We start from the raw sequence: 12,530 nt of genomic DNA, 5'->3' as shown, positions 1-12,530 counted from the left end.
ATGTCCGTGCACACCATGGAAACCCTGGCGCTGTTCGACAGCGCGCCTTATCAGAACGCGTTCAGCGCCCGGGTGATTGCCGTCAGCGAACACGGCATTGCCCTGGAACACACGCTGTTCTATCCCACCGGCGGCGGGCAGCCGGGAGACACCGGCCACCTGACATTGGCGGACGGTACGCGCGTCGAGGTGACCGGCACAGTGCGCGACCCGGTGCTGCGCTCGATTATCTGGCACCAAGTGGAGCACTGGCCCGAGCAGTTGACCGCAGGGGTGCAGGTGGACGCCGGCCTCGATTGGGAACGTCGTTACCAGCACATGAAAATGCACACCTGCCTGCACCTGCTGTGCTCAATCATTGATGCCCCGGTGACCGGTTGCAGCATCAGTGCCGACAAGGGCCGCCTGGATTTCGACCTGCCGGAAATGACCCTCGACAAAGACAGCATCACCCGCGACCTCAACGCCCTGATCGAACAGGCCCACGCGGTGAAAACCCTGTCGATGCCGGCCTCGGAATATTCCACCCTGCTGCAGATCACCCGCACCCAGGCGGTGGCGCCGCCGGTAATCCAGGGCTCGGTGAGGGTCATTGAAATTGCCGGGATCGATATCCAGCCCTGCGGGGGCACCCATGTGCTCAGTACCGAGGAAATCGGCCGGGTGTTCTGCGAGAAGATCGAGAAGAAGAGCAAGCACAATCGCCGGGTGATACTGCGATTCGAGTGAACACGGTCAACTGTGGGAGGGGGCTTGCCCCCTCCCACATTCATTGGGTTTAGACAGATGAATACGGGGTGTCTGCTAGATCACGAACAAGTCCACAAACCGATTGACCGCTGTGGCTTCAAGCGTCGCCTGGTCCTTGCACAGCGCAAAAATCTCGGCACTGCGCTGCGCGGTAAACCGTGTGGCCAGGTTAGCCTTGAACTTGTCTTCCAGCAACGGAATGCCATCGACCCGACGGCGGCGATGGCCGATCGGGTACTCCACCGCCACTTGCTCGGTGCAGCTGCCGTCATTGAAAAACACCTGCACCGCGTTGGCAATGGAGCGCTTGTCGGCCTCCAGGTATTCCCGGCTGTAGCGTGGGTCTTCGACGATGACCATCTTGTCGCGGAGCGCATCGATGATCGGGTGGGCAGCATGGAATTCATCTTCGTACTGCTCCGCCACCAAATTGCCGAACGCCAACGGCACGGCGGTCATGTATTGCAGGCAATGGTCGCGGTCGGCGGCGTTGGCCAGTTGGCCCACCTTGGAGATGATGCGAATTGCCGACTCATGGGTGGTGATCACGATACGCTCGATTTCGTGCAGGCGATCTTTCACCAACGGGTGCAAGGTCACCGCCGCTTCGCAGGCGGTTTGCGCGTGGAACTCGGCGGGGAAGCTGATCTTGAACAGCACGTTTTCCATCACATACGTGCCGTAGGGCTGGGAAAGGCTGAACGCGCGCTGGTCCTGCGGCTTGAGTGCCAGGTCCTTGTTGGTGTGGCTGAACAGCACGTCGTAGAACCCCCATTGCGGCGCGCTCAATACCCCGGGAATGCCCATCTCACCGCGCAACGCGATATCCGCCAAACGCACGCCCCGGCTCGACGCATCCCCCGCCGCCCAGGATTTGCGCGAACCGGCATTCGGTGCATGCCGATACGTACGCAACGCCTGCCCATCGACAAACGCATGGGACAACGCCGCAAGCAACTGCTCACGGTTGGCGCCCATCAGCTTCGCGCTCACCGCCGTAGAGGCGACTTTCACCAACAGCACATGGTCGAGGCCGACACGGTTAAAAGAGTTTTCCAGGGCAATCACCCCCTGGATTTCATGGGCCATGATCATTGCTTCCAGTACCGCGCGTACTGTCAGCGGTGCGTCGCCGTTGGCCACGCGCTTTTGCGACAGGTGATCAGCCACGGCGAGGATGCCGCCGAGGTTATCCGAGGGATGACCCCATTCGGCGGCGAGCCAGGTGTCGTTGTAGTCGAGCCAACGCACGATGCAGCCGATGTCCCACGCGGCCTTGACCGGGTCCAACCGGAACGACGTGCCCGGCACCCGCGCGCCAAACGGCACCACCGTGCCCTCGACGATCGGCCCCAGGTGCTTGGTGCATTCGGGGAAACGCAAGGCCAGTAGGCCGCAGCCCAACGTATCCATCAGGCAGTTGCGGGCGGTGTCCAAGGCGTCCTGCGAGTCGATCCGGTAGTTGAGGACATAATCGGCGATGTCCTGCAGGACCTGGTCATAGTCGGGACGGTTGTTCTGGTCGGCGTTGGCGCTCATGGCAGTTACTCCTAAAAGGTTGGGTTAGTCCTCAGGATCACGGTTGATCGCTCCATCGCAGATCTGGCCGCCTGCTTGGGGGTATGGAGATCCAATGTGGGAGGGGGCAAGCCCCCTCCCACATTGGAGACAGTGTGGGTTGCTAGAAAGCGTCGCCCGGGACGCGGACGAAGCCTTCCATCAGCACTCGGGCGCTGCGGCTCATGATGGCTTTCCTCACAACCCATTCGCCGTTCACCTGAGTGGCTTCAGCACCGACACGCAAAGTGCCGGACGGATGCCCGAAGCGCACCGCATTGCGTTCAATACCGCCCGCCGCCAAGTTGACCAACGTCCCGGAAATCGCCGCGGCCGTGCCAATCGCCACGGCCGCCGTGCCCATCATTGCGTGGTGCAGCTTGCCCATGGACAACGCGCGCACCAGCAGGTCCACATCACCGGCCTTGATCGCCTTGCCACTGGACGCCACGTAATCCGCCGGCTTGGCCACAAACGCCACCTTCGGGGTGTGCTGGCGCTGGGCAGCGTCGTCCAGGTGCTTGATCAGGCCCATGCGCAACGCGCCGTAGGCCCGCACGGTTTCGAACATCGCCAGGGCCTTGGGGTCGCTGTTGATCGCGCCTTGCAGCTCCGTGCCGGTGTAGCCGAGGTCTTCGGCGTTGATGAAAATCGTCGGGATACCGGCGTTGATCAACGTGGCCTTGAAGGTGCCGACACCGGGCACTTCCAGGTCGTCGACCAGGTTGCCGGTGGGGAACATCGAGCCGCCGCCGCCCTCTTCTTCCGCTGCTGGGTCCATGAACTCCAACTGCACCTCGGCGGCCGGGAAGGTCACGCCGTCAAGCTCGAAGTCGCCGGTTTCCTGCACTGCACCGTCGGTGATCGGCACGTGGGCGATGATGGTTTTACCGATATTGGCCTGCCACACCCGTACCACGGCTACGCCGTTGTGGGGCACGCGGGCGGGGTCGAGCAGCCCGGCGCTGATGGCGAAGGCGCCGACCGCCGCCGACAGGTTGCCGCAGTTGCCGCTCCAATCAATAAACGGCTTGTCGATGGAGACCTGGCCAAACAGGTAGTCCACGTCGTGATCGGCGCGGCTGCTTTTCGCCAGGATCACGGTTTTGCTGGTGCTCGATGTGGCGCCGCCCATGCCGTCGATCTGTTTGTCGTAAGGGTCTGGACTGCCGATTACCCGCAACAGCAAGGCGTCACGCGCCGCCCCCGGCACCTGCGCCGACTCGGGCAAGTCCTTGAGGTTGAAAAATACACCCTTGCTGGTACCGCCACGCATGTAGGTGGCGGGGATCTTGATTTGCGCTACGTGTGCCATGGTTACCCCTCAGGCCGTCGCCGCCGATTCCAGGAAGTCCTGGGCAAAACGTTGCAACACGCCGCCCGCTTCGTAGATCGATACTTCTTCGGCGGTGTCCAGGCGGCAGGTCACCGGCACTTCGACACGCTCGCCATTCTTGCGGTTGATCACCAGGGTCAACCGCGCACGCGGGGTGCGCTCGCCAACCACATCGTAGGTCTCACTGCCGTCGATCTTCAGCGTGTGGCGGTCGGTGCCGGGCAGGAACTCCAGCGGCAACACGCCCATGCCCACCAGGTTGGTGCGGTGGATGCGCTCGAAACCTTCAGCGGCAATCGCTTCCACACCGGCCAGGCGCACGCCCTTGGCCGCCCAGTCACGGGACGAGCCCTGGCCGTAGTCGGCGCCGGCAATGATGATCAGCGGCTGCTTGCGTTCCATGTAGGTCTCGATGGCTTCCCACATCCGCGTGACCTGGCCTTCCGGCTCGAGGCGCGCCAGGGAACCCTGCTTGACCTTGCCGTTTTCAACCACCATTTCGTTGAACAGTTTCGGGTTGGCGAAGGTCGCGCGCTGCGCGGTCAAATGGTCGCCGCGATGCGTTGCGTAAGAGTTGAAGTCCACTTCAGGCAGGCCCATTTTCGCCAGGTATTCGCCCGCGGCGCTGTCGAGCATGATCGCGTTGGACGGCGACAAGTGGTCGGTGGTGATGTTGTCCGGCAGCACCGCCAGCGGGCGCATGCCCTTGAGCGGGCGTGCACCCGCAAGCGCGCCTTCCCAGTAGGGTGGGCGGCGGATATAGGTGCTTTGTGGGCGCCATTCGTACAGCGGCGCGACTTTCGGGCCGGTGTCTTCGTGAATCGCGAACATCGGAATGTACACCGCGCGAAATTGCTCAGGCTTCACCGAAGCCTTGACCACAGCGTCGATCTCTTCATCGCTCGGCCAGATGTCTTGCAGGCGGATTTCCTTACCGTTGGCGTCGAGGCCGAGCACGTCTTTCTCGATATCGAAACGGATGGTGCCGGCAATCGCATACGCCACCACCAGCGGCGGCGACGCGAGGAAGGCTTGCTTGGCGTACGGATGAATCCGCCCGTCGAAGTTGCGGTTGCCGGACAACACGGCCGTGGCGTACAGGTCGCGGTCGATGATTTCCTGCTGGATCACCGGGTCCAGTGCACCGGACATGCCGTTGCAGGTGGTGCAGGCGAAGGCCACCACGCCGAAACCGAGCTTCTCCAGCTCCAGGCCCAGCCCCGCCTCTTCCAGGTACATGGCCACGGTTTTCGAGCCGGGTGCCAGGGACGACTTGACCCACGGTTTGCGCGTCAGCCCCAGTGTGTTGGCATTGCGCGCCAGCAGGCCTGCCGCGATCACGTTGCGCGGGTTGCTGGTGTTGGTGCAGCTGGTGATGGCCGCGATGATCACCGCACCGTCGGGCATTTGCCCTGGCACGTCATCCCACTGGCCGGAAATGCCTTTGGATGCCAGGTCGCTGGTCGCCACGCGGGCGTGCGGGTTGCTCGGGCCAGCCATGTTGCGCACGACGCTGGACAGGTCGAAGGTGAGGCCACGCTCGTATTGCGCGCCCTTGAGGTCATCGGCCCATAAGCCGGTGTGGCGAGCATATTGCTCCACCAGGGTGACTTGTTCGTCCTCGCGACCGGTGAGTTTCAGGTAGGCGATGGTCTGCTGGTCGATGTAGAACATCGCCGCCGTGGCGCCGTATTCCGGGGCCATGTTGGAGATGGTTGCGCGGTCGCCGAGGGTGAGGTTTGAGGCCCCTTCACCGAAGAACTCCAGCCAGGCACCCACCACTTTCTGCTGACGCAAAAATTCGGTCAGCGCCAGCACCATGTCGGTGGCGGTGATGCCCGGCAACAATTTACCGGTGAGCTCTACGCCGACGCTTTCCGGCAGGCGCATCCACGAGGCGCGGCCAAGCATCACGCTTTCGGCTTCGAGGCCGCCGACGCCGATGGCGATCACGCCCAAGGCGTCTACATGCGGGGTGTGGCTGTCGGTGCCGACGCAGGTATCCGGGAAGGCCACGCCGTCGCGTACCTGGATCACCGGGGACATTTTCTCCAGGTTGATCTGGTGCATGATGCCGTTGCCGGGCGGGATGACGTCGACGTTCTTGAAGGCCTTTTTAGTCCACTCGATAAAGTGAAAACGGTCTTCGTTGCGACGGTCTTCGATGGCGCGGTTCTTCTCGAACGCATCCGGGTCAAAACCACCGGCTTCGACGGCCAGGGAGTGGTCGACGATCAGTTGAGTCGGCACCACCGGGTTGACCTGCGCCGGGTCGCCGCCTTGCAGGGCGATGGCATCGCGCAGGCCCGCGAGGTCCACCAGCGCGGTCTGGCCGAGGATGTCGTGGCAGACTACGCGTGCCGGGAACCACGGGAAGTCGAGGTCGCGTTTGCGGTCGATCAGTTGGCTCAGGGAAGCATTGAGGGTGGCCGGGTCGCAGCGGCGTACGAGGTTTTCGGCGAGCACGCGGGAGGTGTAGGGCAACGCGGCATAGGCGCCGGGGGTGATTGCCTCGACAGCCGCGCGGGCGTCAAAGTAATCCAGGCGGCTGCCGGGAAGCGGTTTGCGAAATTCAGTGTTCATCGTCAGGACTCGGTCACGGTGGTTGCAAAAGGAGCCGATTGATCCAGCGTTGAAATGCAGTTCAAGTGTGGGAGGGGGCTTGCCCCCGATGGCAGTGTGTCAATCAACCCATCTGTTACTGATACACCGCTATCGGGGGCAAGCCCCCTCCCACATTTGACCCCATTCCAATTCCGGAAGAGCCAGCCTTCAGCGACGTTCGATTGGCACGAACTTGCGCTGCTCAACGCCGGTGTACTCGGCGCTTGGACGGATGATGCGGTTGTTGGCGCGCTGCTCGAACACATGCGCCGCCCAGCCCGTCAGGCGCGAGCACACGAAGATCGGCGTGAACAACTGGGTCGGGATGCCCATGAAGTGGTACGCCGAGGCATGGTAGAAGTCGGCGTTGGGAAACAGCTTCTTCTGCTCCCACATGGTTTTGTCGATGGCTTCGGACACCGGGAACAACACCGTGTCGCCCACTTCGTCGGCGAGTTTTTTCGACCAACCCTTGATCACTTCATTACGTGGGTCATTGTCTTTGTAGATCGCGTGACCGAAGCCCATGATCTTGTCCTTGCGCGCCAGCATGCCGAGGGTGCCTTCGACGGCTTCTTCAGCCGACGAGAAACGCTCGATCATTTCCATCGCCGCTTCGTTGGCGCCGCCGTGCAGCGGGCCGCGCAGGGAGCCGATGGCGGCAGTGACGCAGGAATACAGGTCGGACAGGGTCGACGCACACACCCGGGCGGTGAAGGTCGAGGCGTTGAATTCGTGCTCCGCGTAGAGGATCAGCGACACGTTCATCACCTTGACGTGCAGTTCGCTCGGCGGCTTGCCATGCAGCAGGTGCAGGAAGTGGCCGCCGATGGTCGGCTCGTCGGTCACGCAGTCGATGCGCTTGCCGTCGTGGCTGAAGCGGTACCAGTAGCACATGATCGCCGGGAAGGCGGCGAGCAGGCGGTCGGTGACGTCGCGCTGCACGCTGAAGTCTTTTTCCGGCTCGATATTGCCCAGGAACGAGCAACCGGTGCGCATCACGTCCATTGGGTGGGCGTCGGCGGGGATGCGCTCCAGCACTTCTTTCAACGCCTGCGGCAGGTCGCGCAGCTTGCTCAGCTTGGCGCTGTAGGCCGCCAGCTCGGCCTGGGTCGGCAGCTCGCCGTACAGCAGCAGGTAGGCGACTTCTTCAAATTGCGCATCGGCGGCCAGTTCGCGCACGTCGTAGCCGCGGTAGGTCAGGCCGGCACCGGCCTGGCCCACGGTGGACAGTGCGGTCTGCCCGGCGACCTGGCCACGCAGGCCGGCGCCACTCAGTACTTTTGCTTCAGCCATGGTTTTTCTCCAATTTTGTCTTTATTCAGGGAGGCGTGTTCGTCACTTTTTCGCGGCAAACAACGCGTCAAGCTTCTGCTCGAAGGTGTGGTAGTCGATGCGATCGTAAAGCTCCATGCGGGTTTGCATGGTGTCGATCACGTTCTGCTGGGTGCCGTCGCGACGGATCGCGGTGTAGACGTTTTCGGCGGCCTTGTTCATGGCGCGGAAGGCCGAAAGCGGGTACAGCACGATGGAAACATCGGCAGATTTCAACTGTTCGGTGGTGTACAGCGGCGTGGCGCCGAACTCGGTGATGTTGGCCAGGATCGGCGCTTTCACACGGGCGGCGAACAGCTTGTACATCTCCAGTTCAGTGATGGCCTCCGGGAACACCATGTCGGCGCCGGCTTCGATGCAGGCGGCGGCGCGTTCCAGGGCCGACTCCAACCCCTCGACGGCCAGGGCATCGGTACGGGCCATGATCACAAAGCTGTCATCGGTGCGCGCATCCACAGCGGCCTTGATGCGGTCGACCATTTCCTGCTGGGACACGATTTCTTTGTTCGGACGATGACCGCAGCGCTTGGCGCCGACCTGGTCTTCGATGTGGATCGCGGCGGCGCCAAACTTGATCATCGACTTGACCGTACGCGCCACGTTGAAGGCCGAGGAGCCGAAACCGGTGTCGACGTCTACCAGCAGCGGCAGGTCGCATACGTCGGTGATGCGGCGTACGTCAGTGAGTACGTCGTCCAGGCCGGTGATGCCCAGGTCCGGTACACCGAGGGAGCCCGCCGCCACCCCGCCACCCGACAGGTAGATCGCCTTGAACCCGGCGCGCTTGGCCAGCAGGGCGTGGTTGGCATTGATCGCGCCAACGACTTGCAACGGCTGTTCACTGGCAACGGCGTCACGGAAACGCTGGCCTGGAGTGCTCTTATTGTTGGAACTCATGACTCACCTCGTGATTGGGCAGCACCGTCCGGGAAGTGACGGGCAATGTTGCGTTTGGAAGCGCCGATATGCCGGCGCATCAACAGTTCGGCCAGTTCACCGTCGCGATCGGCAATCGCGTCAAGAATGCGGTGGTGCTCGGCAAAGGCCTGGCGTGGACGATTGGGGGTAGCGGAAAACTGGATGCGGTACATGCGCACCAATTGGTACAGCTCACCGCAGAGCATTTGCGTGAGGGTGCGGTTGCCGGCGCCTTGAATGATCCGGTAATGAAAATCGAAGTCGCCTTCCTGCTGGTAGTAGCCGACACCGGCCTGGAACGCGGCATCGCGTTCATGGGTGTGCAGCACCTGGCGCAGCTCTTCAATCTCCGCGTCGGTCATGCGCTCGGCCGCCAGGCGGCACGCCATGCCTTCGAGGGATTCGCGGATTTCATAGAGTTCGATCAGTTCAGCGTGGCTCAGCGACACCACCCGCGCGCCGACGTGAGGCACGCGCACCAGCAGGCGCTGGCCTTCCAGGCGGTGGATCGCCTCGCGCAGCGGGCCACGGCTGATGCCGTAGGTGCGCGCCAGCTCCGGCTCGGAAATTTTGCTGCCGGGGGCGATCTCGCCTTTGACGATGGCGGCCTGGATACGCCGGAAGACGTTCTCGGACATGGTCTGGGAATCGTCTTGCACCACCACTGGGGTTTCCAGCTGATCCAGCATATTGTCGACACCTTTAAAAGCAATGTGGCAAAAACTAGCCAATAAGCCCCCATTAGTCAAAGAATAAATCAACATTGTCGACAATCGTCTAATAACCCTGAGTGCACGCTCCTGGGGCATGGCCGCCTGCCAGCGCTGGCGCCAAAAAAGCATCATGTTAGAATGCCCGCCGCATTTGCCTGACATCACTAGATGAAACGGCGCACGAGGGAGCTTGCGCAGTAATGCCAGTCGCCTTGAATCAAACATCGCACTGCACCGCCTCAGGATTTATGAGACTCAAGCCCTTCCCCCTGTTTTGCCTAATGTTCATTCCAGGCCTTGGCGCTGCCGCCGAGAAGACTGTGTATGGACTCAACGAATACGCCCAATTGGCCGGCATCGACCTGGAAGTCGCCGCCAAACTGGACACCGGCGCCAAGACCGCTTCCCTCAGTGCCCGTGATATCAAGCGCTTCAAGCGCAACGGCGAGTCCTGGGTGCGCTTCTACCTGGCCATCGACACCGCCCATTCCCATCCCATCGAGCGCCCCCTGGCCCGCGTCAGCAAGATCAAGCGCCGCGCCGGTGACTACGACCCCGATGAGGACAAGAACTACACCGCCCGTCCGGTGATCGCTCTGGATATCTGCATGGGCACCGCTTTACGCAGCATCGAAGTGAACTTGACTGACCGCAGCGCCTTCCAATATCCGCTGCTGATCGGCTCCGAAGCGTTGAAACGCTTTGATGCGCTGGTCGACCCCAGTCTTAAATATGCAGCAGGCAAGCCCGCCTGTGCCGCCGACGCTCATACCGCCGAGTAAACCGAATGCGCTCTCTGACCCTGCACCTGAAAATCCTGATCGCCATCCTGGTGGTGCTGGGTATTTCGGTCACCGCCTATCAGATCTTCGTGTTGGGGATCCCCGTCACCGAGGACGCCACCGACGACTTGTGGAACATCGACGCCAAGGTCGAGTTCGTCGCCAACCCGAAAGACCCGGTAAAAATCCAGATGTTCGTGCCGCCCTTGAGCCGCGACTTCGTCAGCCTCAACGAAAGTTTTATCTCGAACAACTACGGGGTGAGCGTCAACCGCACCGACGGCAACCGCAAGGTCACCTGGTCGGCACGCCGCGCCAAGGGCAACCAGACCCTGTATTACCGGCTGGTGCTGACCAAGCGTTACAGCGGCGAAAAGGTCAAGGTCAAGGGCCCCACGTTCCGCGACAGCATCGCCGTGGAAGGTCCGGAGAAAATCGCCGCCGAAGCCTTGCTGGCGCCTATCCGCCAGCACTCGGCCGACGTCGAGACCTTTATTACCGAAGCCATCAAGCGCACCAATAACCTCAACGACGACAATGTAAAGCTGCTGCTGGCGGGCGATCCGTCTATCCCGCACAAGGCCAAGATTGTCGAGCTGCTGCTCTCTATTGCTCACGTGCCGGTGGAAAAGGTGCATACCATCCGCCTGGTGGCCGACCAGCCGCAAACCCCGGAACTGTGGCTGCGCAGCTTCAACGGCAATGACTGGTTGTACTTCAACCCTGAAACCGGCGAACAAGGCCTGCCCGCCGACCGCCTGCTGTGGTGGACCGGTGATGAAAACCTGATCACCGTCGACGGCGGCAAGAAGGCCATGGTGACCTTCAGCCTGAACAACAGCGAGATGAACGCGATTCGCCTGGCCAAGCTGACCGACGAGAACACGGACGCCAACTTCCTCGAATACTCGCTCTACGGCCTGCCGCTGCAGACCCAGCAGACGTTCATGATCATGGTGATGATCCCGATTGGCGTGCTGGTGATCCTGATCCTGCGCAACCTGATCGGCCTGCAGACCCTGGGCACTTTCACCCCGGTGCTGATCGCCCTGGCGTTCCGCGAGACGCAGTTGGGCTTCGGGATTGTGCTGTTCACGATTATCACGGCACTGGGGCTGTCGCTCAGGTCGTACCTGGAACACTTGAAATTGCAGATGCTGCCGCGGTTGTCCGTGGTGTTGACCTTCGTGGTGGTACTGATCGCAGCCATCAGCCTGTTCAGCCATAAATTGGGGCTGGAACGCGGATTGTCGGTGGCGCTGTTCCCGATGGTGATCCTGACAATGACCATCGAACGCCTGTCGATCACGTGGGAAGAGCGCGGCGCGAACCATGCGCTGAAAGTGGCGATTGGTACGCTGTTCGCCGCCTCCCTGGCGCACCTGATCATGAGCGTGCCGGAGCTGATCTACTTTGTGTTCACCTTCCCGGCGATCCTGCTGATCCTGGTGGGTTTCATGCTGGCCATGGGTCGTTATCGCGGCTACCGCCTGACCGAGCTGGTGCGGTTCAAGGCTTTTCTCAAGGCTGACCAGTAATGTTCGGTTTCTGGAAGACCTGGAAGGCCCTCGAGGCGCGGGGGATCATGGGCATCAACCGGCGTAACGCCGACTACGTGCTCAAGTACAACAAGCGCAGCCTGTACCCGATTGTGGATGACAAGATCATCACCAAGGAGCGCGCGCTCGCGGCGGGCATCCACGTGCCGGAAATGTACGGCGTGATCTCCACCGAGAAGGAAATCGACAAGCTCGACGAGATTATCGGCGGGCGCAGCGACTTTGTGATCAAACCGGCCCAAGGTGCCGGCGGTGACGGCATCCTGGTGGTGGCGGACCGCTTTGAAGGGCGCTATCGCACAGTGTCCGGCAAGATCATCAGCCATGAAGAGATCGAGCATCAGATCTCCAGCATCCTCACCGGCCTCTATTCACTGGGCGGCCACCGTGATCGTGCGCTGATCGAATACCGCGTGGTGCCTGACCAGATCTTCAAGAGCATCAGCTATGAAGGCGTGCCGGACATCCGCATCATCGTGCTGATGGGCTACCCGGTGATGGCCATGCTGCGCTTGCCGACCCGCCAGTCGGGCGGCAAGGCCAACCTGCACCAAGGGGCGATAGGCGTGGGTGTCGACCTCGCCACCGGCCTGACCCTGCGCGGAACCTGGCTGAACAACATCATCACCAAACACCCCGACACCACCAACGCGGTGGACGGCGTGCAACTGCCCAACTGGGACGGCTTCATGAAGCTCGCGGCCGGTTGCTATGAACTGTGCGGGCTGGGTTATATCGGTGTGGACATGGTGCTGGACCAGGAGAAAGGCCCCCTGATCCTGGAGCTGAATGCACGGCCAGGATTGAATATCCAGATTGCCAATGACTGCGGTTTGACCCTGCGCACCCATGCGGTGGAAGCGCGGTTGGAAGAACTGAAAGCCGACGGCGTGACGGAAACGCCGGAGGAACGCGTGAAGTTCGTGCAGGAAATGTTTGGGCATATTCCGCCTGTGGAAGGCTGAAGACCGCATCG

10 protein-coding genes are annotated in these 12,530 nt (G+C 61.7%); 4 read left to right on the top strand and 6 right to left on the bottom strand.

The genetic code is table 11. The features are described from left to right. Window positions 1-729 carry an alanyl-tRNA editing protein gene (locus AO064_RS05230; RefSeq protein WP_064052642.1) on the top strand — a complete coding sequence of 243 codons (729 nt, stop codon included), beginning with the start codon at window positions 1-3 and terminating at the stop codon, window positions 727-729. 75 nt (window positions 730-804) lie between these two features. Here the strand turns inward: AO064_RS05230 and prpD are convergent, their stop codons facing one another. The 6 genes from prpD to AO064_RS05200 all read right to left on the bottom strand — a co-directional run bounded on the left by prpD (window position 805) and on the right by AO064_RS05200 (window position 9,189). Further along, entirely contained in the window at window positions 805-2,289 is a 1,485-nt protein-coding gene (gene prpD, locus AO064_RS05225; RefSeq protein WP_064052641.1) for a 2-methylcitrate dehydratase, read from the bottom strand. Window positions 2,290-2,431: 142 nt separating this feature from the next. After that, the gene (prpF, locus tag AO064_RS05220) at window positions 2,432-3,622 is read right to left on the bottom strand and encodes a 2-methylaconitate cis-trans isomerase PrpF (RefSeq protein WP_064052640.1); all 1,191 of its coding nucleotides are present in this window, start codon (window positions 3,620-3,622) and stop codon (window positions 2,432-2,434) included. Window positions 3,623-3,631: 9 nt separating this feature from the next. Further along, the gene (gene acnD, locus AO064_RS05215; RefSeq protein WP_064052639.1) at window positions 3,632-6,226 is read right to left on the bottom strand and encodes a Fe/S-dependent 2-methylisocitrate dehydratase AcnD; all 2,595 of its coding nucleotides are present in this window, start codon (window positions 6,224-6,226) and stop codon (window positions 3,632-3,634) included. Between the two features lie 189 nt (window positions 6,227-6,415). After that, window positions 6,416-7,543 (bottom strand): bifunctional 2-methylcitrate synthase/citrate synthase, encoded by a 1,128-nt coding sequence (gene prpC / locus AO064_RS05210; protein WP_064052638.1) that lies wholly within the window; start codon window positions 7,541-7,543, stop codon window positions 6,416-6,418. Between the two features lie 42 nt (window positions 7,544-7,585). Continuing rightward, complete coding sequence (prpB, locus tag AO064_RS05205) at window positions 7,586-8,479, bottom strand: methylisocitrate lyase (RefSeq protein ID WP_015885362.1); 894 nt, start codon at window positions 8,477-8,479, stop codon at window positions 7,586-7,588. After that, on the bottom strand, window positions 8,476-9,189 hold the full coding sequence (locus AO064_RS05200; RefSeq protein ID WP_046036402.1) for a GntR family transcriptional regulator: 714 nt from the start codon (window positions 9,187-9,189) through the stop codon (window positions 8,476-8,478). Before AO064_RS05200 ends, prpB begins: the two co-directional genes overlap by 4 nt. Window positions 9,190-9,461: 272 nt before the next feature. Here AO064_RS05200 and rloA point away from each other — a divergent pair, with 272 nt between their 5' ends. From rloA to AO064_RS05185, 3 genes are read left to right on the top strand one after another with little or no spacing between them, the layout of a single operon-like run. After that, window positions 9,462-9,995, top strand: a complete 534-nt coding sequence (gene rloA, locus AO064_RS05195; RefSeq protein ID WP_046036401.1) for a retropepsin-like aspartic peptidase RloA — start codon at window positions 9,462-9,464, stop codon at window positions 9,993-9,995. 5 nt (window positions 9,996-10,000) lie between these two features. Then, window positions 10,001-11,533, top strand: coding sequence for an osmotic stress tolerance membrane protein RloB (rloB, locus tag AO064_RS05190; protein WP_015885365.1), 1,533 nt, complete (start codon window positions 10,001-10,003; stop codon window positions 11,531-11,533). Next, on the top strand, window positions 11,533-12,519 hold the full coding sequence (locus tag AO064_RS05185; protein ID WP_064052637.1) for an alpha-L-glutamate ligase-like protein: 987 nt from the start codon (window positions 11,533-11,535) through the stop codon (window positions 12,517-12,519). Before rloB ends, AO064_RS05185 begins: the two co-directional genes overlap by 1 nt. Window positions 12,520-12,530 lie beyond the last annotated feature (11 nt).

This window comes from Pseudomonas marginalis (assembly GCF_001645105.1).
Lineage (GTDB): Bacteria > Pseudomonadota > Gammaproteobacteria > Pseudomonadales > Pseudomonadaceae > Aquipseudomonas > Aquipseudomonas petroselini.
This window is presented reverse-complemented; position numbering and strand designations above follow the sequence as displayed.